The 23,101-nt window shown below is 58.6% G+C and carries 19 protein-coding genes; 9 read left to right on the forward strand and 10 right to left on the reverse strand.

Translation table 11 applies throughout. From position 1 onward, the window contains the following. The first annotated feature begins 7 nt into the window (after nt 1-7). Both VL15_RS02345 and VL15_RS02350 read left to right on the forward strand, forming a co-directional pair. Nucleotides 8-799: an ABC transporter permease gene (locus tag VL15_RS02345; RefSeq protein WP_048242907.1), complete on the forward strand. Its 792-nt coding sequence runs from the start codon at nt 8-10 to the stop codon at nt 797-799. Then, on the forward strand, nt 796-1,455 hold the full coding sequence (locus VL15_RS02350; protein WP_048242908.1) for an ABC transporter ATP-binding protein: 660 nt from the start codon (nt 796-798) through the stop codon (nt 1,453-1,455). The genes VL15_RS02345 and VL15_RS02350 overlap by 4 nt, the downstream gene beginning before the upstream one ends. Nucleotides 1,456-1,576: 121 nt before the next feature. Here the strand turns inward: VL15_RS02350 and VL15_RS39445 are convergent, their stop codons facing one another. The 6 genes from VL15_RS39445 to VL15_RS02375 form a co-directional block, all read right to left on the reverse strand. Next, nucleotides 1,577-2,776, reverse strand: a complete 1,200-nt coding sequence (locus VL15_RS39445) for an FkbM family methyltransferase (protein WP_080970680.1) — start codon at nt 2,774-2,776, stop codon at nt 1,577-1,579. 125 nt (nt 2,777-2,901) lie between these two features. Beyond that, entirely contained in the window at nt 2,902-4,095 is a 1,194-nt protein-coding gene (locus VL15_RS41665; protein WP_155420100.1) for a hypothetical protein, read from the reverse strand. After that, nucleotides 4,082-6,025 carry a glycosyltransferase family 9 protein gene (locus VL15_RS41670; protein ID WP_155420101.1) on the reverse strand — a complete coding sequence of 648 codons (1,944 nt, stop codon included), beginning with the start codon at nt 6,023-6,025 and terminating at the stop codon, nt 4,082-4,084. The genes VL15_RS41665 and VL15_RS41670 overlap by 14 nt, the downstream gene beginning before the upstream one ends. A 118-nt stretch (nt 6,026-6,143) precedes the next feature. Beyond that, a complete protein-coding gene (gene rfaE1, locus VL15_RS39450; RefSeq protein WP_048242952.1) occupies nt 6,144-7,073 on the reverse strand; it encodes a D-glycero-beta-D-manno-heptose-7-phosphate kinase in 930 nt (309 codons plus the stop codon). Continuing rightward, on the reverse strand, nt 7,070-8,236 hold the full coding sequence (locus tag VL15_RS39455) for an AGE family epimerase/isomerase (RefSeq protein ID WP_080970681.1): 1,167 nt from the start codon (nt 8,234-8,236) through the stop codon (nt 7,070-7,072). Before VL15_RS39455 ends, rfaE1 begins: the two co-directional genes overlap by 4 nt. 77 nt (nt 8,237-8,313) lie before the next feature. Continuing rightward, the gene (locus VL15_RS02375; RefSeq protein WP_048242912.1) at nt 8,314-9,477 is read right to left on the reverse strand and encodes a polysaccharide biosynthesis/export family protein; all 1,164 of its coding nucleotides are present in this window, start codon (nt 9,475-9,477) and stop codon (nt 8,314-8,316) included. 313 nt (nt 9,478-9,790) lie between these two features. Here VL15_RS02375 and VL15_RS02380 point away from each other — a divergent pair, with 313 nt between their 5' ends. The 4 genes from VL15_RS02380 (at nt 9,791) to VL15_RS02390 (ending at nt 15,614) form a co-directional block, all read left to right on the forward strand. After that, nucleotides 9,791-10,945, forward strand: coding sequence for a glycosyltransferase family 4 protein (locus VL15_RS02380; RefSeq protein WP_080970682.1), 1,155 nt, complete (start codon nt 9,791-9,793; stop codon nt 10,943-10,945). Between the two features lie 517 nt (nt 10,946-11,462). Further along, nucleotides 11,463-12,866, forward strand: a complete 1,404-nt coding sequence (locus VL15_RS39460) for a capsular biosynthesis protein (RefSeq protein ID WP_329955926.1) — start codon at nt 11,463-11,465, stop codon at nt 12,864-12,866. A 367-nt stretch (nt 12,867-13,233) separates the two neighbouring features. Continuing rightward, a complete protein-coding gene (locus VL15_RS02385) occupies nt 13,234-14,610 on the forward strand; it encodes a mannose-1-phosphate guanylyltransferase/mannose-6-phosphate isomerase (protein ID WP_230684309.1) in 1,377 nt (458 codons plus the stop codon). A 191-nt stretch (nt 14,611-14,801) separates the two neighbouring features. Beyond that, nucleotides 14,802-15,614: a mechanosensitive ion channel family protein gene (locus tag VL15_RS02390; protein WP_048242913.1), complete on the forward strand. Its 813-nt coding sequence runs from the start codon at nt 14,802-14,804 to the stop codon at nt 15,612-15,614. 83 nt (nt 15,615-15,697) lie between these two features. Here the strand turns inward: VL15_RS02390 and VL15_RS02395 are convergent, their stop codons facing one another. Next, entirely contained in the window at nt 15,698-16,381 is a 684-nt protein-coding gene (locus tag VL15_RS02395) for a DedA family protein (RefSeq protein ID WP_048242914.1), read from the reverse strand. 175 nt (nt 16,382-16,556) lie between these two features. Here VL15_RS02395 and mutL point away from each other — a divergent pair, with 175 nt between their 5' ends. After that, nucleotides 16,557-18,536, forward strand: coding sequence for a DNA mismatch repair endonuclease MutL (gene mutL, locus VL15_RS02400; protein ID WP_048242915.1), 1,980 nt, complete (start codon nt 16,557-16,559; stop codon nt 18,534-18,536). Further along, nucleotides 18,533-19,507 (forward strand): tRNA (adenosine(37)-N6)-dimethylallyltransferase MiaA, encoded by a 975-nt coding sequence (gene miaA, locus VL15_RS02405; protein ID WP_048242916.1) that lies wholly within the window; start codon nt 18,533-18,535, stop codon nt 19,505-19,507. Before mutL ends, miaA begins: the two co-directional genes overlap by 4 nt. Before the next feature lie 21 nt (nt 19,508-19,528). On the opposite strand, the gene tetR is transcribed toward miaA, so the two are convergent. Then, complete coding sequence (gene tetR / locus VL15_RS02410) at nt 19,529-20,161, reverse strand: tetracycline resistance transcriptional repressor TetR (RefSeq protein ID WP_048242917.1); 633 nt, start codon at nt 20,159-20,161, stop codon at nt 19,529-19,531. A gap of 62 nt (nt 20,162-20,223) precedes the next feature. Here tetR and tet point away from each other — a divergent pair, with 62 nt between their 5' ends. Beyond that, nucleotides 20,224-21,417: a Tet(A)/Tet(B)/Tet(C) family tetracycline efflux MFS transporter gene (tet, locus tag VL15_RS02415; protein WP_063778196.1), complete on the forward strand. Its 1,194-nt coding sequence runs from the start codon at nt 20,224-20,226 to the stop codon at nt 21,415-21,417. A gap of 22 nt (nt 21,418-21,439) precedes the next feature. Here tet and VL15_RS02420 read toward each other — a convergent pair whose 3' ends face one another. Together VL15_RS02420 and purM are read right to left on the reverse strand one after the other, a co-directional pair. Then, nucleotides 21,440-21,835 (reverse strand): YybH family protein, encoded by a 396-nt coding sequence (locus VL15_RS02420; protein ID WP_048242918.1) that lies wholly within the window; start codon nt 21,833-21,835, stop codon nt 21,440-21,442. A gap of 100 nt (nt 21,836-21,935) precedes the next feature. Beyond that, entirely contained in the window at nt 21,936-22,991 is a 1,056-nt protein-coding gene (gene purM / locus VL15_RS02425; protein WP_048242919.1) for a phosphoribosylformylglycinamidine cyclo-ligase, read from the reverse strand. Between the last annotated feature and the right edge of the window lie 110 nt (nt 22,992-23,101).

Here is a 23,101-nt window from a genome sequence, read left to right on the forward strand (position 1 = left end):
TGCATCCATGACCACATCCCTCGTACGATCTTTGTACATACAAGCGCGCGTGGTTCACGCCCTGATCATGCGCGAAATAATTACGCGTTATGGTAGGCACAATATTGGCTTCGCTTGGTTGTTTGCCGAACCGATGCTATTCACAATCGGCGTGATCGGGCTTTGGAGCATCGTGCACAAAAACCCCTCTTCGCAGCACATCAGTATCGTTGCATTCGCCATCACCAGCTATTCAACGGTACTTGTCTGGCGAAACGGGATTGGGCGATGCGCGCTGGCCATCACCCCAAATGCGTCACTTCTGTTTCATCGCAACGTACGCGTCATCGATCTTTTCATCGCGCGAATCGTACTCGAAATCGCCGGCGTCACACTATCAACAGCCGCATTGCTCGTAGCACTCATTGCAGTCGGTGTCATTCCTCCGCCCGCGGATATCCTGACGATGCTATTCGGTTGGGCGTTACTCGGCTGGTATACCGCGGCCATGGGGCTCGTCATTGGCGGACTGACCGAATACAGCGAAATCGTAGAGCGCCTATGGCACCCGATTTCTTACTTCCAGCTTCCGGTATCGGGCGCATTTGTCATGACGAGCGTTCTGCCGCCAAGTCTGCGCGACGTAGTCTTGCTATTCCCGGCGTCGAGTTGCACCGAGCTGTTTCGATACGGTTATTTCGGCGATGATGTCACTCCGTACTACAACATTCCCTATACCTGCGCTGTTTGCCTGATCCTGACCTGGCTCGGATTATTGATTGTCCGTGGTGCATCCAAACGGGTAGAAACAGCGCAATGATCGAACTTCTCAACGTCATCAAGAAATACGAGGTGCGGGACGGCAGACGCACGGTTCTGGATGACATCAGCTGTACGATCCAACGTGGTGAGCATGTTGGCATTCTTGGAAAGAACGGCGCAGGCAAATCCACGCTGATCCGGCTTATCAGCGGCACAGAACTGCCAACGTCCGGCGCGATCAGGCGAGGGATGAGCGTCTCTTGGCCGCTGGCATTCTCAGGCGGCTTCCAGGGAAGCCTCACTGGACTGGACAACTTGAGATTCATTTGTCGCGTTTACAACACTTCGTACAAGGCTGCCCTCCCCTTTGTCGAAGAGTTCACGGAACTCGGAAAATATCTGCGTGAACCAGTCAAGCGCTACTCGAGCGGGATGCGAGCGAAACTGGCGTTTGCGATGTCGATGGCTGTCGAGTTTGATTGCTTCCTGATCGACGAAGTCATTGCAGTGGGTGACTCAGATTTCCATAGAAAATGTCACGTAGAGCTTTTCGAAAAACGTGCTGATCGTGCGAAAATCATGGTGTCTCATGATCCGCATATGATTCGAGAGCATTGCTCGCGTGCTTATGTGTTAGATGCTGGTCGTCTTCGCTTTTTCCCCGACGTCGAATCAGCGTATAACTATTACGAAAGGCCACGGGAACATAATTAATATCGACATCAAGAACAAAGCATTCAATTGCGCGAATATTATCAATAAAATATAACGAATTCGCCCAGATCAAAAGCAGGGTGGTGGCGTACACTCCACCACCCATTAGCGCTCGATACTGCTAGATCCTTACGACTCGCACCTTTTTCACAGAAACCTGCGACGAATCGGTCAATGGTCGAAACACAAATTCAAATGCGTGCAGGTCTCGATGTGCTATGAACTCAAACGTAGTCTCACCCTCTTTAAGCTGTAGCTCGGCAACTTTGTAACCGAATCGTTCGCTTACGTCTACTTGAAAAAGGCCAGCCAGCTCGCCTTCTATCACGACACGATATCCACCACGCGGAAGGAACCAGTATGGGCCATGGAAAGCGACATGTCCGACCGACTCCGTCTTGTCAGTCAACATCACACCATCGGTCACCTTCGCCTGAACAGGATTGAAATCTGTAGGATAGATGTCAAAGAAATTTCGAACCAACCCATCTTTCTCGACGTGTGCCGGTAGTGCCGCAATAAAATATCCACGTGCCGACTTAAATTCCGGCAGCGATACACGAGAAAGCGATATGCCGTTGATTGCGTACACCCCCCAACCTACGGTTTCCGCATACTCCAGCAACCCCGACTCAACACCGCTATCGTTTTCAAGCTTTTCAAAAATAACGACGCATTCAGGTGAACGACGCACAATCTCGCGCATTCCATACAAGGCATGCAACTCATGGCCCTCCACATCCAGCTTGACCATGTCGCACACAAAATCACCGGGCATCAACTGATCCAAGCGCCGCGTCAGAATTTTTTCGCCACGCCGTTCACTGGACACATTTTCCAACGATGCGCCGCCGGCATGACCATCCGGAATGGACAAAAAAGCCTCGCCATCATTATCCGAGACGGCACAAGAGTGAACGGTAATCAACCCAGTATAGCCATTCAGAAACACGGAACGCAAAAACAGGTTTCTAATGCGCGCAATCGGCTCAAAACTATGGATTTTTCCGTTGCGCAAATATGTACCAAGGCGCAGCGAATAAAATCCGAGATTTGCACCAATATCCAAAAATACCGATTTAGCCCTTCTGAACGACAAAAACACCTGGAAATTATCTTCCTCGTAGGCACCGCCATTCAAAAAATTGATTGGACACCCAATGTCATCTGTATTTACAAAAATCGGCGTCTCATCAATCAAATAGGTCAGCGCTTCCTTTCCCCCAAGATAATTTCCAACTCTGTTTTTTACAAACTGGATATCATTAATAATACGATCCAGCTTTCTCTCAATCCCCTTCTCCCATTCGTTCGATGCCATTTACATTCTCCGATATACAAAAAATTGGGCCACACTACAAACCGCTCTCACTGATATGAAATCACATCAAAGAAAACCGAGAACGGCACCAAGTATTGTTCAACAGTATTCCGGACACAAAAAACTCAAACCAGCGGTACATCCTCGAGAGTCCCGGTAGCCAGCGCCCATTTCGTAGTGGCAACACTCCGGCGAACCGTATCGAAAAGGACAGGATCGACCATAGCAGGTGACCAGACCCCGGGGACCTTCACGTAAATAGTGTCGTGATCCGGCAATCCATGCAGATCGACGATATACGCCGAACGGCCGTCATTCAGTCGTCGTCGAAAGATTGGCAACACCGCCCCGTCTTTCGACACGACCATAATTTCGTCCTCACGCACCATGTGATAAACGAGTATCGAGAAAATAAGCCAACACTGCTCCGGCGCCCTGAAAAATCTTACTTCCGAGGTTTTCTGCGGGCCAGCCCAATATTCAACACCCGCATCTGTAAAATATGGTTGATGCCAGCCATGCCCCAGCCATATACCATTATTCCCATTCGACCAAACACGCGCCCAATTATCGGGAAATTGATTCGATTGAATTTTACTTAACAGCCTACGCTTGTAGCTTATAAAATGCTCGCGAACCGATTGCCACAGGAGTAAATCAACCGAATAAAGTTCCGGCATGCTAGAAACAATTTCGGCCAACGCCTTTTTCTCGTTACCATCAGCCATTGCAACGTTGACACGAGCATTCTGATGCATCATCGCTCGACCAGATTCGATCTGCCATAGAAAGCAGAACTCATCGATCTCTTCCGTTGGCACACACCACTTCACGCGACCCATGCACTTGATTACATGGCCCGCCATTTCCATGGTGTTTTCATAATCGATCGACCCATCCAAAAAAGCGGATATGAAATAACGAGCCTGAGAATTACTAAACAAATCCCAGTGTTCATCAAAAAATTTGTGCGGCGGAAGTAGATGAGCAGCTCGATGAAGATTACTTGCCGGTTCCCTGAGAACGTGAAGGTATTGCGACACAATCTGATTAATCGGCTCTCGAACCGTCACCAGGATTTCAAGGTCGTTGAAGTCTTTCAGGACAGGACCATTGACGTGGGCTTCAATGAAATCCTTGCCTTGCAACAATTCACGCAACCGATCTACTCCCTCGGGAAAAGTGAGATCGCCGGCCAAGAAACTCGATCGTTCCAGCGGAAACGCAGACGCAACGCGCATCGTGAGCGTCTGGCCGCCTGTCTTGGGAATATGATGATAAAAAATTTTACCCATGCTTGACAAATTACTCGCCGCCATAACGCATCCACGTGATGATCTTGTTGCCGATTGATGGCGTGTCGTGCCATTGCGTCAAATTCTTATCAAGTCCTGAAACAACGCTATCAACCGAAATAGATCGCAAGCAAATACTCTCACGCCCATTAGTCAAATGACATGGCTTATGTTCATGCCGCCAGCATGGATAACAAGGAAATTCCTTCTTACTAGGCGCTAACAGCTGAATATTAGGATAATCTTTTGTTCTCAATCTACCGCTAATTGCGCCGAATACCGCAATAGTTGGTATTTTCAATGCCGCGGCAATATGCAGAAAAGACGAATCGAGCACAATCAATCTTTCACACAAATTCGCCAGCGCAATACCATTTCTCAACGGCTCTACAACTTTTATTACATTGTTGAATTGATAGCCGGCCAATGGTTCATGGTGAAAAACCAGTACGCAATACTTCTTGGAAAGCTCCTCGACGAGCTTCTCCATGTATGGCCAATTTCGATAGCTGTCTGCAGCAAACGGCTGAACACCGATGACTGGCAACCCTTCCGGATTGACCTTCTGCAAATATTTAATCGCCCACTCTCGCTCGTCATCCTGGACGCGGTAAAAAGGCAAAAAGCCTGTCGTTCGCCGCAGATTGAGCTTCGAGACCCCCATCGACCGGGCAAATATTTCGATTCTATTCTGGCGCACGTTCGGATACTGGCGAGACTCTACCTTACCAGCAGGGCAATCCGTCAGATTAATCCAACGCTTGTATTTATGAATCTCGATTGACTCCTCGTCGATATCAAGTAAACGAATGCCAGGCAGGTCGGCGAGAATCGCATGAAATGACTTAGGGACTGCAAAATCGACAGCTGCATTGGGGTACTTCTTTTTCATTGCAAGAAGACCTGGCGTCATCATCAACAGATCGCCAATACCTCCCATCGCTCGAGTCACTAGAATACGGCGCTCCTTCAAACGCACGCCAGTCGACTGCTTACGAGCGACAGATCTCTCTGGTGCCCTGTTTGCGCTACGAAACAACTCTCCCTTCTTGATCAAGAATCGGTCTGATAGATACGACACCATGGTTCCGAGCAAACGAAATGGCTTATGCAACCCGATTGATCTCAGAGGAGGAACGCTCGATATAACATTGGCAATATAAGATGGCAAAATTATCACTCTATATTTGAGTGGAACATCACCATTTAATACAAGTGCACGAAATACACCGCGATAAGTTTTTGCAATTTGAGCGGCAAATGAATCTCGCAAGGCACCGCTCGTATGGCGTAAGGCCAGTCCGGTCCACAAGACGAGGCGATACTCCCTCAATCGATTACCTGCCGCAAGAACGTAAACTAACCGATGGCAAAAAGCAGGGAGCTCCTTTCTGCTTGGCAGCAAATAAGGCCGCTGAATCAATCGCAGAGCAACCTGACAAGCATGATCAACACGCCCTGCTAGTGCGTCGAGATAGGCGGCATGTACCGATAGCGACTGCATCAATCTGGGGAATTTCCTGACGCCAGTTCTCATGCCCACCGCAACGAGCGCTCTTGCCTCCGGTAAAAAATTCAGACCAGTTAGCTCGTCAACCAACTTTTCAATCCCCTTGAACCACTCTTCCGTAAACGAAATCCGAGCCTCAACGAGAAGTGATATATTGTGCAACACATCCGATACAAATAAATTGCCTTCGGCAAAATCATGGCGAAGCAATTCCGCGACATATGTACCAACACTGCAACAATATGAATAGAAAACGTACCGGTCCCGTAACGCGCTCACCCTGTCATCGGGACCCAGTTTCAGCCAGGCATGAAAAACGGGCGCGTGCACATTTTCGTATGCGATCGCGCCAAGCCCAATGTCTGTCTCGACATCCTGAGCAAGTACAACGCGCATTGCCGCGTCTTCACGTAACGTCATGGGGATCGTTTCTCGTACTTTCATCAACTGTCCACGCCCAATAATTCAACCCGTTCGGTACTTTTGTTCGATAGCCACACGAACCCTAGATCGACTTCATTTCAGTTGCTTCGCCATTCATGAAAAGGACATTTCGCCGCTTTCACGTCAACGCATACTTCAACTCGTCCAATGTAATGGGCGCCGTACCGACCTTGCCCACGACAACGCCCGCGGCTCGATTGGCTACATATGCGGCGTCCTCAAATCCATAGCCACTCGACAGCGCCGCAGCGAGCGTTGCGATCACCGTGTCGCCTGCGCCAGAAACGTCATAAACCTCCCTGGCCTCGGCCTTTATTCTCGTATGCCTCCCGTCGACAAACAGGCTCATACCCTCTTCCGAGCGAGTTACCAGCAATGCCTTTAGCTCAAGCTCGTCACACATCCGGAATGCCTTTCGCTCGAAGTCGGATTCGCTGCTCCAGTGGCCTGCCACCTGAGAAAATTCGTCGCGATTTGGCGTCAATAGCGTCGCACCGCGATAAGCCGAGTAATCTGAGCCCTTCGGATCGATAAGTATGATCTTATCGTTGCCGAGAGCATGCTCCATCATGTTTCGGAGATGACAGAGTCCACCTTTTCCATAATCGGAAAAAAGAACCGTCGCATGATTACCTAGTTCGGCGGCGAAAAGGTCTACCAACGGCAACAGCAGTTCGCGTTCTGGACGCTCCTCAAAATCAGCGCGAACGACCTGCTGCCCGCGTGCAAGGAGTCGTAGTTTCACGACCGTAGAAAAGTCGTCTGCGCGAAGAAATTGGCAATTAACATTCGAGACTTCCAGAATATTGGTCAAATCCTGACCTGCGGCGTCGGCCCCGACGACGGAAATCAAACTCGTTCTTGCACCGAGATTCGCAATATTCACGGCGACGTTCGCTGCCCCGCCCGCAGTCGTATGCACACGTGACACATGCACAACCGGTACTGGCGCTTCCGGCGAAATGCGCGTCGTGTCGCCAAACCAATAGCGATCCAGCATCACGTCTCCGGCGACTAAAACCGAAGAGGTCGAAAAATTCAAGTTCATATCTGGCCAATGTTGGTTGAATCGCCGAAGCTTGCTTTGACTGGCCCACCACGCGACACGAGAGATGACAAAGCGGTAGCCAAGTGATACGGAGTCGTCGACGGCATATCCGACCGTATGACAACGCCCTCGCGCGACAGGCACTCGAACCACCCTTTCTCATGCAGAAATCGAGCGCGAAAAAATTCCATGACTTGCTGCACACTTCCCCGGATGGTCTCTACTTCATGTGCTGCCAGTGCACGCAGGTACTCCGTCTGCGCCCAGATGCGCTGTGTCGAATCCAGTACGCGCCCGTTTTTGTCAATTGCCGCATATACGCCCGATGTAGTCGGATCAACACCATTGAGCCGAGCGAAATCAAATGCTTTCGTCAGAGCGCCCCGCAATCCCGATACCTCGAACGCCGAATGACCACTCTCATATGCAAATGCGTACCACTCGAATTGATGGCCAGGTTCAATCCGATTATTTGGCGCACCGATTGGAAATTCAGCGATGCACCCAGTAGGTTCGTGAACAAACGATTCCGCGACTGCTTGAACCAAATCCATCAGACGACGATCGTATAGACGATCCTTGGTGATTGCACCTGCCTTGAGCCATGCCTCTGTCAGGTGCATCATTGGATTCTGCAACGGGCCTTCGAGTGTTATCGAAAAATCTTCCGACATTAATGAATTCAATAAGCAAGAATCAGCACCCGCCACCTTGAATTCACGCAGAATCAATTCAGAAGTATTCGTCACGATCGATAGAGCCTCTTTATCCCCTGACAAGCGCGCGTATTCTGCTGTGGAGAAAATCACGAAAGCATGCGTATATAGATCCTTTCTGCGATCGCTAGGATTTCCCTGCGCATCGATACCATATATCCAACCCCCATATCTCTTATCCTCGAATCGATCTCGAAGAGATTTGAAAAGCGATGCCGCATGCTCGATTTGCCCAGCGAGGGCAAAAACAAACAACTGCCGCGCGCATGCCATTGCGCGATAGCGCACAGGAGTTATTGGGTCGAGGGTATCAGACGAAACCGCCTCAAAAGCAAGTTGCAGCTCCCGGTTATATCCCCGGCCACACCACACTGAAAGAATCTTCTTCACATAGTGTGATTCGAGAAATGCCAGCGCCTCTGTCTTCACCAAATCGACCTCGCTCATACCCCGCCCGACAGATTTACATTCTGCGACACCTCATCATACGACCCAACAGGCGGCGCAGAAATCAGACTCGAAAATCACTTGAACGACTGCACCCCATTCACGATCGGATATGCAACAGAAAATATGACATTTAAGAATTTCTGCAATTCGGCAACCGGCGCATTTGACACATACAACAAATCCTTATTGTCCATCATGAAACTCTGTGCCACAAAAAACGAATTCGGATCACGCAAATTGATTCTATATACCACTGGCACCTTGCCGTCGGCCGTCATTTTAACGGGTTGATCGGGCCATTGAAGCGTAGCCGCATCTTCGAGTCGGAATATAAAGACCCCCTGCGCATCGGACCGAGAGTCCTGCAACCCGCCTGCTCGCGCCAATGCCTGAGCCAGCGTGATGCCTTGCGCCTCGAAGTTGATTTCCTCGTTCTTACCAGTCGCCCCCAGCGCCATGAAGCTATAGGGTTGATAAAGTGCCGTCATCACGTCGCCAGCACGAAGCGGCACGTTTTGCCGAGGATCGCGGATCACCGCCTGCAGCGGCATGAACGCGACCGTTTTGCCTCGCGTCACCTGGATTGTGATTTTGTCGACCGGCTGGCGAACACCACCGGCGGCGGCAAGCGCATCAAGCACGCGCTCTCCGCGTGCACTCAATTGCATGCGCGTACTGCCAGCCACGTCGCCAACGACCGTGACATATGACGTTTCGTTGCGTGCGAGGCGCACCAGCACTTGCGGGTCGTGCGCGATATTCCTGAGCCTCTCGGCAATCACGCGCTGCAACTGCGTCGGCGTCCGTCCTGCCGCTTGCACCGCACCCGCGAACGGCACATTTATATTTCCATCTCCGTCAATGACCTGCGAAGGCAATGTCGTTACACGTGCACCACTCGCGTTTACAGTCTCCGCTGGCCCGCTTCCGAACAAAGTTGCTGGTGGCGCCTCCCAAATGGAAACCTCGACTGTATCGCCCACCCCCAATTGCTGCCGAAACCTCGTGTCATCACCCAGCATTGCCGCAAAATCAGCTCGGCCGCGTGCCGCGTACAGTTTACGGGCAACGGCGTCCGTCACGTCGACGATCTGAATTCCTGACCTACTCCCCTGCGCCGCCGCATCAGAAACCTGGGAACGACTAGGACCAGACGAGGGAATACTTGAACAGGCACCAAGGCCGATCACGCTACCAACTACAATTGCCACCCAGGAAACGCGGGATACACTTAGCATTTGATGGAAATCCAGTCATTCAGAGAGCTGCGCGGATTGTCGCACGACAGAACGTGCGCGTGAATCACCGAGCATGGCTACCACGTCAATCGTGGTACTCAACCACGCCTTTCGCACAATCACACTCAGCTGAGAGGTAGCGCGAACGGTATCGGTACGTCCGAATTTGGTTTGATGCGCTCCAAACCAGGGCGTCGACGAGAGCACGGGGACTAGCGCGACCGCATGTAAAATAACTCCACACCCTAGGGATAGAGTCGTTTTTTTGCCACAAGCTCACGAGCAACACAACTACCACAAATATATTTCTTCCGTGTTAAATATTCTCCTGGATATCTCTCGGCTACTATCCCGACTTTCGACCGGCTTACCACCCACTGGTATCGACCGTGTCGGGCTTGCCTATTTGGAGCGGTATTCCACACGGGCCCGGGCCGTTGTAAGCGAACTAGGCTTCTCGAGGGTACTTTCCGAGCGAAATTCGAAACAAGCGTTCGATTTACTTCTCAACGGTAGGCCGAGTCGATCAGCGGTACATCGATTGATTGCGCGAAGTATGCTCAACTCACACCATGAACGCTTCGAGCGCGCGTTCGTCCTTCATACCAGTCACAACGGAATGGAAAACACGCGGTATTACCGCGCCATGCAGCGCCGCAACGTCCGCTCCGTATTCATGGTTCACGATCTCATACCGCTAACACACGCAGAATATTGTCGCCCCGGCACCGACGAAGCACATCGGCGACGCATCCATACGGCCCTTCGCCATGCCGATGGGCTTATCGCGAACTCACGGGACACGCTTGAGGCACTTCGGACCGAAGCGCGCCTTGGAGATCTGCCGTTGCCTCCCACCACCATCGCGCACCTTGCGCCCGGTTTCATCGCACATCCACTTGCATCGCGTCCTCCGTTGGATGTCCCGTACTTCGTCATGCTTGGGACGCTTGAGCCGCGTAAAAACCACTGGTTTATGTTGCACATATGGCGGCGACTCGTCGAAACGTATGGTCAGGAGGCACCGAAACTTGTCATCATCGGCCGCCGTGGTTGGGAATGCGAAAACATAGTCGATATGCTGGATCGCTGCAAAGCCATCCGCGGCGCCGTCATTGAGGAAGCTAACTGCTCGGACGAGCGCCTACATGCGTGGCTCCAGCACGCACGCGCATTGATATTTCCGTCGTTCGTAGAAGGATATGGCATGCCACTCGTCGAGGCGCTAGCACTCGGCATACCGGTTCTCGCCAGCGATCTCCCCATATTTCAAGAAATCGCCGGCAATATCCCGGACTACGTCGATCCGCTCGACGGCCCTGGCTGGCTAGCCCGCATCGTCGCGTACGCACAGATGTCCAGCCGGGAACGTGCCGCTCAACTCGCTCGCATCGACGGTTTCAAGGGACCGACGTGGCAAGCCCACTTCGAGCGTGTCGAACCGTTCCTCGAAGCACTGTTCAAATGAGGCAACGATCATCTGGCACCCGCAGCCTCTATCAATGGCCGAATGGCATCATGCCCCGGCCATCGGGACCGCCACTTTCACGCTTTGTTACGCCGCTGTCGGCGAAACCTTTTCAGACCTTGATCGACTGCATCGACGCCGAACTCGAAACTACTCGAGGCATGGTGCCACATCCGAGCATCGCCTCGTCCATGGAGCGCTTTCGAGATGCATGTGTCTTCGATCCCGCGCAGTTCGTTTCACGTCCGCACCCCGCTCTGCTCGGGTCCACATCGATCGAGCGTGTGCTCGTCATCCGCGAAGGGGCTGAGAATCGCCTGAATCGGTCATCACGCAGAACCAGCGAAGCGCAGTTCGAACACCTAGTCACGTCAGCACGAAATGCGCATCCAGGAGCTGAACTCTGGCTTGCTGATACCGGTGCATCGCATTTATCGACGCATTCGGCACGCCCCCCCCCCGGGCGCTTAATACCACGGTTCGCTATGTAAATGCGCATGGCTCGCTGTGCGCCTCTATGCGCTACTTCGACCATGTCTACACGATTGCGGCGCCGGAAGGCGTACAGGCTTTGCTTTGGGGCATCCCGCTACACGTCTTCGGCACACCTTATTACGCAGGGTGGGGGCTAACTCATGATTACGCGCCTCAACCCCCGAGATATTCGCAAGCAACGTTATCCACATTATTCGAAGCAGCCTTTATCCGACTTTCAGAGCATATTGATCCGAACACGCACGTAAACGGATCGCTCGACGCGTTGCTATCGTCAATCGAAATGCATCGAGCGACCATGCTGCGCTTTGCCGAAATTGATCGAATCGCCGGCGTCCGCTTCCAGTGGTGGAAACGACCATTCGCAACTCCGTATCTGACTGCAGGTGGTGGCAAGCTACGTTGGATAAGCACGCCTACCACCGCACAATCAGGCGAATACGCCGCATTCTGGGGGGCACGTTGCACAACCGGTTTACCCGCCGGCCGGCCCATGATTCGAATCGAAGACGGCTTTCTGCACTCCGCCGGCCTTGGTTCGGACATGAGCCCACCACACAGTCAAGTAATCGACAAACAGGGGCTATACTTCGATGCGAGTCGCCCCAGCGATCTCACACAAATCCTGAACGAGACAACATTTACCGAAGCAGAGCTTGTTCGTGCAAATACACTTCGCTGCGAGATTACTCGCCTCGGCATTACCAAATACAACCTCGGTCGCCGTCGCCCCGACTGGCGCGCTCCGTTAGGTCGACGCATCGCACTTGTACCAGGGCAAGTCGCAGACGATGCATCAATTCGACTCGGCACTTGCGGAATTACAACCTCGGCAGAACTGCTTCGCGCGGTGCGGACGCGTCACCCTGATGCTTTTATAGTCTACAAACCGCATCCCGATGTCCTGTCCGGCAATCGACAAGGCTTGATCGAAGCCGGTGATCTTGCCGACGTTGTCGAACTCGAGGCCGACCTGATATCACTGATTGAATGTGCCGACGAGATTCATACACTCTCGTCGTTGTCCGGCTTCGAGGCTCTAATTCGCGGGAAAGCCGTATACACCTACGGACTGCCGTTCTACGCCGGCTGGGGACTTACTTACGACGTGCTCGATCAACCCTGGCGCAAACGAACTCTTTCGCTGGACATGCTCACCGCAGGAGTACTGCTACGCTATCCGGTCTATTGGGACTGGACACTCAATATGTTCACGACACCAGAAGCCGTCATCAATAGGCTCGCCCCCCTTGCAACCCGCCCCATGCAAAGAATTCAAGGCAATCGATTGCGCTTTCTGCTGAAAGTTATGCGCTGGTGCAGGAACGCTGTACGACATCTTGTGTGGCGGACCAGAGAATGGTGTGCACCGTTTAACAGGCGGCAACTTGTGCGATCTGTCTTTGCTCAAAGAAGCAGGAATTGAATGATGTGTTCGTGTCGCCGACAATTTTACGTTATCGAAAACATACTCCATCGATCTTATAGTTTCCGTCAGCAACTTCTGCACGGCAAACAAGTACTCCGACGCCCCATGTTCATACCCCGATTGCACATGGCGCAAACCACCCCACAACCGAGGTGAAATCAAACCGGCCAGATAGCATCACGTGTGTGCAACTAATTTAGGTCAACGCCTGGTCAAACACAGTCTCAGCAACAGCTGATATGCCGAAGTGTACAAGCTCCCCGGGAAGTACCCGCGACCGTGCTAAGGTACACAACGCGAGCAAATCTTCCGAAGCCCCCATGATTTATCCCGTCATTCTCTGCGGAGGCAGCGGAACCCGCCTCTGGCCAATGTCTCGTGGCGGCTATCCCAAGCAGTACCTGCAACTGGTCGGCGATCGCTCGCGCAGCAAACTACCCTTCGCCTTCAGCATATCCCCGGCGCCACCGCCCCCATCATCGTCACCAACAACGACCAGCGCTTTCTGGTCGCGGAACAACTCCGTCAGGTCGACATCACACCATTGTCGATCGTGCTCGAGCCGGTAGGCCGGAATACCGCGCCCGCTATCGCGATCGCCGCGCTACGCGCCATGCGCGACGAGCCAGATGCACTGCTGCTGGTGCTCCCATCTGACCACGTCATCCTCAACGAGGCGGCATTCATCGCCGCGGCGAGTGAGGCGGCGGCCATTGCAGCAGATCGTCATCTCGTCACATTCGGCATCACGCCGACCGAAGCACACACCGGCTTCGGCTACATCCGCCGAGGCCCAACCCTCGTCGACGACAAACAGGTCTACAAGGTGGACGCGTTTGTCGAAAAACCCGATACGCCGACGGCCGAGCGCTTCCTCAGTGACGGCAACTACTACTGGAACAGCGGCATGTTCATGCTGAAGGCGTCCACGTACATGGAGGAACTCCATCGTCACGCGCCGGAGATTGCCCGTCAGGCAGAACTCGCATTCGAATCCGCCAAGCAGGACCACGATTTTCTCCGTCTCGACGCCGACGCATTCTCCGCCTGCCCCAATGTCTCGATCGACTACGCCGTAATGGAAAGGACCGAACGCGCTGCAGTCATCGCAACAACCGATCTGGGCTGGAGCGACATCGGGTCATGGAGCGCGCTGGCGGACATCGCGGATACCGACGAGCACGGCAACGCATTTATCGGTGACATTTTCACGGACGCGGTGAAGAACTCGTACATCCGCGCGGAACACCGGATGGTTGCAGCCCTCGGCCTCGACAACATCGTTATCGTGGAAACAGCCGACGCCGTACTGGTCGCCCATCGAGACAAGACCCAGGACGTCAAGAAAATCGTCGAATGGCTGAATGCCTCCGGCCGCCACGAATCGGTCACGCACCGCCGTGTCGTGCGACCGTGGGGCTCCTACGAAGGCATCGATCAAGGCGACCGCTTCCAGGTCAAACGCATCATCGTGAATCCTGGCGCACAGCTGAGCCTGCAGATGCACCACCACCGCGCTGAGCACTGGGTCGTCGTAAAGGGCACGGCAATGGTCACAAACGGCGACAAGGAAACCCTCCTGACGGAGAACCAGTCGACGTACATTCCGCTCGGCACGACGCACCGATTGAAGAACCCCGGCAAGATTCCGCTCGAACTGATCGAAGTCCAGTCGGGCTCGTACCTCGGCGAGGACGACATCGTCCGTTTCGAGGATACGTACGGCCGCACGGCCTCGTAAACGCTGCAGCGTCCGGTGCGCACACCGGTACTGCCTCGCCCCCGACGGGCAGTACGCGCAAGCGTCCTGCCCGTTTTTCATTACGTCAAGCAACGTAAAGCCGGTTGCCCGGTCCGCACAGGTCAGGTTATAAAAGCGCCACCCACCCCGGTGCATGCGCCGCCCTTTTTACTCTTGACTTCGGAGAACGCATGATCGATCTCGCCACCGCCCAGCAATTCCTGATGACCCGCGGCCTCGACTTCGGCCTCAACCTCCTTGCCGCGATCGTACTGTGGTTCATCGGCCGTTGGGCAATCCGCATCGGTACCCGCCTGCTCGGCAAGGTCGTCCGCCGCAGCGGCAAGGTCGACCCGACGCTGACCGACTACCTGACCTCCGTCGTCGGCGTGCTGCTGACGGTCCTGCTGATCCTCGCGATCCTGCAGATCTTCGGCGTGCAGACGACCTCGTTCGCCGCCCTGCTCGCCGGCCTCGGCCTCGCGATCGGCACGGCCTGGGGCGGCCTGCTCGCGCACTTCGCCGCCGGCGTGTTCATGCAGGTGCTGCGCCCGTTCAAGATCGGCGACGTGATCAACGCGGGCGGCGTCACGGGCACGGTGAAGGAGCTCGGCCTGTTCGGCACGACGATCGTCACGCCCGACAACATCGTGACGATCGTCGGCAACAACAAGATCTTCTCGGACAACATCGCCAACTACAGCGCGACGTCGCATCGTCGCGTCGACCTGACCGCGAAGATCGCGAACGGCGTCGATGCGGTCGACGCGATCAACCGCCTGAAAGCGTCGATCCAGCAGATCCCGAACGTGCTGACCAACCCGGCACCGGACGTCGGCGTGTTCCAGTTCACGCCGGAAGGCCCGTTGCTGTTCGTGCGCCCGTCCACGGCACCCGAAAACTACTGGCAGGTGTACTGCGATACCAACCGCGTGATCCTCGAGACGTTCCGCGACGCGCAATACCCGACGCCCGAAACGCCGGTCTCGCATCGCAGCGCGTAACGAGCGCGGCGGACAAAAAAAAGCGTGGCAATTCAAATTGCCACGCTTTTTTATTGCACCGAAAAGAAACAGAAGCGCCCCGCTCAGCGCCCGCCCGTCTTCTGCGCATCGTCCGCCCGCCGCCCGCGCACGAGCTTCCACACCGCGCCGAGCGCGACCGGCACGATCGCCGCACCGATCCCGACCAGCACGATCACATTCAGGTACTGGCGAATGAACGGAATGTTGCCGAAGAAATAACCGAGCAGCACGAGCAGCAGCACCCAGACCAGCGCACCGATCACGTTGAAGAGCTGGAAGCGCGCGGCGCTCATCGACGACGCGCCCGCGACGAACGGCGCGAACGTGCGCACGACCGGGATAAAGCGCGCGAGCACGATCGTCTTGCCGCCGTGCTTGTCGTAGAACGAGTGCGTCTTCTGCAGCGCGGCACGGTCGAGGAAGCGCTCGAGCACCGGGATATGCGTATCGAACACCTTCGGGCCGACCCAGCGGCCGATCAGGTAGTTCACGGTGTTGCCGGAGATCGCCGCGACGAGCAGCAGCACGATCAGCGCGGCGACGTTCATTTCGCCCGTCGCCGCGAACGCGCCGCCGATGAACAGCAGCGAATCGCCGGGCAGGAACGGGAACACGACGAGCCCCGTCTCGCAGAACACGATCAGGAACAGCACGAGATAGACCCATGCGCCGTACTGCCGAATGAAATCGCCGAGGAATGCGTCGATATGCAGGACCAGATTGACGAAATGAAGCAGCGTATCCAAATGCGATTCCTCGAAGGCGAAAGGGCCGGAACGGCCGAAAAAGGCGGAAGCGCCCGCCGGCCAAGGCGCAGCGCGTGTACCGGACCCATGATACCGAAACAACCTTAAGGCTCCGTGAAAAAACGTAACGGTTCGTCGCCCCGGCATGCATCCGCCGCCTCGCTATAATTCGGCCATGTCCGATATCACCGAAACGGCCGCGGGCGCCGCGCCCGCCCCGACTCCGCGCCCGCTGCGCGCGATCCAGCCCCTGCCCGACCAGCTGATCAGCCAGATCGCCGCCGGCGAGGTCGTCGAACGCCCGGCGTCGGTCGTCAAGGAACTGCTTGAGAACGCGATGGACGCCGGCGCGACGACGCTGCGCATCGTGCTCGAAGAAGGCGGCGTCAAGCGCATCTCGATCACCGACGACGGTTGCGGCATTCCGCCCGACGAACTGGCGCTCGCGCTGATGCGCCACGCAACCAGCAAGATCCGCTCGCTCGAGGAGCTCGAGGCGGTTGCAACGCTCGGGTTCCGCGGCGAAGCACTCGCGTCGATCGCGTCGGTCGCCGAGATGTCGATCACGAGCCGGACGGCCGACGCCGCGCATGCGATGAAGATCGACGCGCAGACGGGCGTGCTGTCGCCCGCCGCCGGCTCGACCGGCACGACGATCGAGGTGCGCGAGCTGTACTTCAACACGCCCGCGCGACGCAAGTTCCTGAAGAGCGAGCAGACCGAGTTCGGCCACTGCCTGGAAATGATCCGCCGCGCGGCGCTCGCGCGGCCGGACGTCGCGATCTCGGTGCTGCACAACGGCAAGGCCGTCGAGCACTGGAATGCGACCGAACCCGCGCAGCGCGTCGCGAAGATCCTCGGCGACAGCTTCGCGACCGCGCACCTGCCGCTCGACGAGCAGGCCGGCCCGCTCGCCGTCTACGGCTGCGCAGGGCTGCCGACCGCGAGCCGCGGGCGCGCCGACCAGCAGTATTTCTTCGTCAACGGCCGTTTCGTGCGCGACAAGCTGCTGACGCACGCGGTGCGCGCGGCCTACGAGGACGTGCTGCACGGCGACCGCTACCCGTCGTACGTGCTGTTCCTCGACCTGCCGCCCGAAGCCGTCGACGTGAACGTGCATCCGTCGAAGATCGAGGTGCGGTTCCGCGATTCGCGCTCGATCCACCAGTACGTGTTCCACGCGGTCCAGCGCGCGCTCGCGCGCCACGCGGGCGCGTCGCCGGAAACCACCGCGGGCGGCCATGCCGCGCATCTCGAACCCGCGCCGCGCGGGCCCGCATCGTTCCTGGACACGCCGCTCGGCCAGGGCCAGGCCACCGGCGGCGGCTTCTCGTCGCCGTCGTCGTCCGCGTCGTCGGCGGGCAATACCTGGATGCGCCAGGCACGGATGACGCAGGGCACGCTGCCCGTCGCGCAGCCGCTCGCGCTCTACGATGCGCTGTTCGGCCGCAAGGACACGGGCGCGGGCACGCCGGACGGCACGACGAGCCTCGCCCGCGATTCGGCCGACGCGCCGATCGCGCCGCTGCCGGGCTTCTCCGCATCGCCGATCGCCGCCAGCGCGCACGACGAGCAGCCGCTCGGCTTCGCGCTCGGCCAGATCCACGGCATCTATGTGCTCGCGCAAAACGCGCACGGGCTCGTGATCGTCGACATGCACGCGGCGCACGAGCGAATCCTGTACGAACAGTTCAAGAACGCGCTCGCGGACCGTTCGGTCGCGGTGCAGTCGCTGTTGCTGCCCGTATCGATGACGGCCACGCCGATCGAGATCGGTACCGTCGAGGAAGAACGCGACACGCTCGAATCGCTCGGCTTCGATCTCGCGGTGCTGTCGCCGACGACGCTCGCGATCCGCGCGGTGCCCGCGCTGCTGAAGGATGCCGACCTGCAGTCGCTCGCGCGCGCGGTGCTCGCCGACCTGCACGCGTTCGGCGGCTCGCGCGTGCTCACCGAGCGTCAGCATGAACTGCTCGGCACGCTCGCATGCCACCACGCGGTGCGCGCGAACCGGCGCCTGACGCTCGACGAGATGAATGCGCTGCTGCGCCAGATGGAGGCGACCGAACGCGCGGACCAGTGCAATCATGGCCGGCCGACGTGGTATCAGCTCACGCTGAACGATCTCGACCGCCTGTTCATGCGCGGACAATGAACGCGGTACCGCACTCCCGCCCGACGACGATCGCCTGCCTGCTCGGCCCCACCGCCTCGGGCAAGACGGCCGCGGCGCTGGCGCTCGCCGCGCGCCGCCCGATCGAGATCCTCAGCGTCGATTCGGCGCTCGTCTACCGCGACATGGATATCGGCACCGCAAAACCGACGCGCGACGAACGCGCGAGCGTGCCGCATCACCTGATCGACATCATCGACCCGGCCGACGCGTATTCGGCCGCGGATTTCCGCGCGGACACGCTGCGCCTGATCGGCGAGATCGTCGCGCGCGGCCGCACGCCGCTGCTCGCGGGCGGCACGATGCTGTACTACAAGGCGCTGACGCAGGGGCTCAACGACCTGCCGTCCGCGGATCCGGCCGTGCGTGCGCAGCTCGATGCCGACGCCGCGCGCGACGGCTGGCCTGCGCTGCACGCGCGGCTCGCGCAGGTCGATCCCGATACGGCCGCGCGACTCGCGCCGAACGATTCGCAGCGGATCCAGCGCGCGCTCGAGATCTTCATGCTGAGCGGGCAGCCGATGTCGGCACTACTGGCCGCGCCGCCGCGCGCGGACGATGCGGCCACCGCGTACCGCTTCGTGCCGGTCGCGCTCGAACCGTCGGATCGCGCGGTACTGCACGCACGGATCGAACAACGCTTTGATGCCATGCTCGACGCGGGCTTCATCGACGAAGTCGAGCGGCTGCGCCGGCGCGACGACCTTCATCCCGACCTGCCGTCGATGCGTTGCGTCGGTTACCGGCAGGCATGGGAATACCTCGATGGCGACACCGACTACCGGACGATGCGCGACAAGGGCATCTTCGCGACGCGCCAGCTCTGCAAGCGCCAGCTCACGTGGCTGCGCGCGATGCCGGAGCGGATCGTCGTCGACTGCATTGCGCCGGACTCGACAGCGCGCGCGCTCGACGCGCTCGAACGCATGCTCGACGGCCGCACGCCGGGCTGAGCGGACGAACGGCAGCCGGCATCAGCCGCGCCGGCGCGCCGCCAGCCCCGCACGGGCACCCTCGACGATCAACGCGACACCGCGCTCGAACGCTTCGTCGCCGCCGCGCTCGCGCAACGCGGCCCAGCCCTGCGCGAGCAGCGGATACTCGGCCGCGTCCGGCAGTGGTGCATCGGCGTCGCCGTCCGGCTCCGCCTGCTCTTCCAGCACCCATCCGACCACGAAGCGGCCGAGCGCATACATCACGTCGACTGCTTCATCCGGCGCGAAGCCCGCCTCGGCAAGCAGCGCGACCTTGCGTTCGATCGAACTGAAATGCAGCGCACGCGGCCGCGTCCCGGCATGCAGGCGCGCGCCGTCGCGATAGGCCAGCAGCGCGCGGCGGAAACTGCGCGCATTCTCGGCGAGCCACGTATCCCATGCTTCGCCCGTCCGCGGCAGCGACGCGTCGTGGCGCTCGAGCATGATCGCTTCGGCCATCGCGTCGAGCAGCTCGGCCTTGTTCCGGAAATGCCAGTAAAGCGTCGGCGACTGCACGCCGAGCCGCTCGGCAAGCCGCCGCGTCGACAATCCGTCGATACCGACTTCATCGAGCAATTCGAGCGCCGCGCGCAATACCGTGTCGCGCGTCAGCCGCGCGCCTGTGTCCTTCATCTCTATCACCGATAGGGAAACTGTGGAATAATCATCACTCTATCATCGATAGAGTCACACTCTTGAATCCGTCCCTGATTGCCATCCTGGCCACGGTCCTGCTCGACGCGATCGGCGTCGGGATCGTGATGCCGATCCTGCCCGGGCTGCTGCGCTCGCTCGCCGGCGCGGGCAGCATCGACACGCACTATGGCGTACTGCTCGCGCTGTACGCGTTCGCGCAGTTCCTGTGCGCCCCGCTGCTCGGCGCGCTGAGCGACCGTTTCGGCCGCCGGCCCGTGCTGCTCGCGTCGCTCGCCGGCGCCGCGCTCGACTACCTGCTGATGGCGCTCGCGCCGACGCTCGCCTGGCTTTACGTGGGGCGGCTGATCGCGGGCATCACGGGCGCGAACGTCGCAGTGGCGACCGCGTACGTGACCGACGTCACGGCCGAACCCGACCGCGCCAAGCGCTTCGGCCAGCTCGGCGCGATGATGGGCATCGGCTTCATCGCGGGCCCGCTGATCGGCGGGTTGCTCGGCGCACTGCACCTGCGCGCGCCGTTCGTCGCGGCCGCGCTGCTCAATGCGCTCAATCTCGCGCTCGTGTGGCGCGCGCTGCCGGAATCGCGGCCGCCTGCGGCCCGCGAAAGCCGCGCGGTCGCCGCGTTCAACCCGTTCGCAAGCCTGCGCCGGCTGAGCGGTGCGCCCGCGCTCGCGCCGCTGGTCGGCATCTACGTGATCGTGGCGCTGGTGTCGCAGGCGCCCGCGACGCTGTGGATCCTGTACGGCCAGGAGCATTTCGGCTGGTCGACACCGATCGCGGGGCTGTCGCTCGCCGGCTACGGCGCGTGCCACGCGCTCGCGCAGGCATTCGCGATCGGGCCGCTGATCGCACGGCTCGGCGAGCGCCGGGCACTCGCGCTGGGCCTCGCGGGCGACGCGCTCGGGCTTGTGGCGATCGCGTTCGCGACCGCCGCGTGGGTGCCGTTCGCGCTGCTGCCGCTGTTCGCGGCGGGCGGCATGACGCTGCCGGCGCTGCAGGCGATGCTCGCGCGGCAGGTCGACGATGCGCGCCAGGGCGAACTGCAGGGCACGCTCGCGAGCGTGGCCAGCCTGATCGGCGTCGCGGGGCCGCTGGTCATCACCGCGACCTATGCGGCGACACGCGCGACGTGGCCGGGGCTCGTGTGGGCCGCGGCCGCGCTGCTCTATCTGCTCGTGCCGCCGTTGCTGGCCGGCGCGCGTCCGGCGGGCGCGCCGCGGCCGTCCGCATGAGCATCGGCGGGCGCCGCCGCGCTCAGTGCGCGAGCGTCACGAGATTCGCATCGCGCACGAGCTGCCAGCGGTCGTCGGCCTTGCGGAAGATCGTCAGCGTATGGCCCGAACGGCGGATCGTGTCGCCGCCCGGCGGCGTCGCGTCGATTTCGAGGAAATTGCGCATGTACGCCCAGTCGCCCATCACGCGCAGCTCGTCGATCCGGTAGCGGCCGTCGACCTTCGGCGCGTGCTCCGCACCCGCGTTCGCTTCACGCGATGCCGCCGCGAACGCCGCCTTGTCGAACGGCGGCTTGCCGGCCACCATGAAGATCGCGTCGTCGGCGATCAGGTCGAGCACGGTCGCCAGATCGCCGCGCCGGCTCGATACGAACCAGTTTTCCACGAGCTCGCGGATCGCGCGTTCGTCTTCGGTCATCGTCGTCCCTCCTTCATCGGCGCCGCGCGGCGCCCGAAAAAAAAGCCGCCCGGATCGACTCCGGGCGGCTTTTCCTGCTGCATCTGCTGCAGGCGGCGCGTCAGACCACGACCGTCTGCGCCTCGCCTTCGCGGGTCGCACGCACGGTGCCGATCTTCCACACCTGTTCACCGGCGGCGGTCAGGTCGGCGATCGCTGCGTCGGCATCGGCCGCCGCGACGATCACGGCCATGCCGATCCCGCAGTTGAACACGCGGTGCATTTCCGCGTCGGCGACGCCGCCGTGCTCCTGCAGCCACTTGAACAGCGGCGGCAGCGGCCATGCATCCTGGTCGAGCTCGGCGGTGAGGCCTTCGCGCAGCACGCGCGGAATGTTCTCGACGAGGCCGCCGCCCGTGATGTGCGCCATGCCCTTCACCGACAGCTTCTGCATCAGCGCGAGCAGCGGCTTCACGTAGATGCGCGTCGGGGCCATCAGCGCGTCGGCGAGCGAACGGCCGTGGAAATCGGCCGACAGATCGGGGTTTGCGCGCTCGATGATCTTCCGCACGAGCGAGAAGCCGTTCGAGTGGATGCCGCTCGATGCGAGGCCCAGCACCACGTCGCCTTCGGCGATCGTGCTGCCGTCGATGATCTTGCTCTTCTCGACCGCGCCGACCGCGAAGCCGGCCAGGTCGTATTCGCCGTCCGGGTACATGCCCGGCATTTCGGCCGTTTCACCGCCGATCAGCGCACAGCCCGACAGTTCGCAGCCTTGCGCGATGCCCTTGACGACCGTCGCGGCCGTGTCGACGTCGAGCTTGCCGCACGCGAAGTAGTCGAGGAAGAACAGCGGCTCGGCGCCCTGCACGAGAATGTCGTTCACGCTCATCGCGACGAGATCCTGGCCGACGGTGTCGTGTTTGTTCAGATGAAACGCCAGCTTGAGCTTGGTGCCCACGCCGTCGGTGCCCGACACGAGCACGGGCTCGCGATACTTCTTCGGCACCTCGAACAGCGCGCCGAACCCGCCGATGCCGCCGAGCACGCCGTCGCGCAGGGTTTTCTTCGCAAAAGGCTTGATCTTGTCGATGAGCGCGTCGCCCGCGTCGATGTCGACGCCTGCGTCGCGATAGGACAGACCCTGAGCGTCAGGAGCGGATTTCGGAGGATTCATGGGGGAATGCGAGAAGGTCGGTAAAATGCGATTTTACCCGAAGCCGGCCGCTTGGCCGGAATTCCCAGCACCGAATCGTCAGGGATTGCATCTTGGTCAACACGTCCCCG

Source organism: Burkholderia cepacia, from assembly GCF_001039005.1.
GTDB classification, from domain to species: Bacteria; Pseudomonadota; Gammaproteobacteria; order Burkholderiales; family Burkholderiaceae; genus Burkholderia; species Burkholderia theae.

Coding starts and splice junctions, on each gene's coding strand:
- VL15_RS02390 (WP_048242913.1), top strand. CDS start 14,802: ATGATCGATCTCGCCACCGCCCAGCAATTCCTGATGACCCGCGGCCTC.
- mutL (WP_048242915.1), top strand. CDS start 16,557: ATGTCCGATATCACCGAAACGGCCGCGGGCGCCGCGCCCGCCCCGACT.
- VL15_RS02420 (WP_048242918.1), bottom strand. CDS start 21,835: ATGACCGAAGACGAACGCGCGATCCGCGAGCTCGTGGAAAACTGGTTC.
- miaA (WP_048242916.1), top strand. CDS start 18,533: ATGAACGCGGTACCGCACTCCCGCCCGACGACGATCGCCTGCCTGCTC.
- tetR (WP_048242917.1), bottom strand. CDS start 20,161: ATGAAGGACACAGGCGCGCGGCTGACGCGCGACACGGTATTGCGCGCG.
- VL15_RS41665 (WP_155420100.1), bottom strand. CDS start 4,095: ATGGCGGCGAGTAATTTGTCAAGCATGGGTAAAATTTTTTATCATCAT.
- rfaE1 (WP_048242952.1), bottom strand. CDS start 7,073: ATGAACTTGAATTTTTCGACCTCTTCGGTTTTAGTCGCCGGAGACGTG.
- VL15_RS02375 (WP_048242912.1), bottom strand. CDS start 9,477: ATGCTAAGTGTATCCCGCGTTTCCTGGGTGGCAATTGTAGTTGGTAGC.
- VL15_RS02345 (WP_048242907.1), top strand. CDS start 8: ATGACCACATCCCTCGTACGATCTTTGTACATACAAGCGCGCGTGGTT.
- purM (WP_048242919.1), bottom strand. CDS start 22,991: ATGAATCCTCCGAAATCCGCTCCTGACGCTCAGGGTCTGTCCTATCGC.
- VL15_RS02350 (WP_048242908.1), top strand. CDS start 796: ATGATCGAACTTCTCAACGTCATCAAGAAATACGAGGTGCGGGACGGC.
- VL15_RS41670 (WP_155420101.1), bottom strand. CDS start 6,025: ATGAAAGTACGAGAAACGATCCCCATGACGTTACGTGAAGACGCGGCA.
- VL15_RS39445 (WP_080970680.1), bottom strand. CDS start 2,776: ATGGCATCGAACGAATGGGAGAAGGGGATTGAGAGAAAGCTGGATCGT.
- VL15_RS39460 (WP_329955926.1), top strand. CDS start 11,463: ATGCGCTACTTCGACCATGTCTACACGATTGCGGCGCCGGAAGGCGTA.
- VL15_RS39455 (WP_080970681.1), bottom strand. CDS start 8,236: ATGAGCGAGGTCGATTTGGTGAAGACAGAGGCGCTGGCATTTCTCGAA.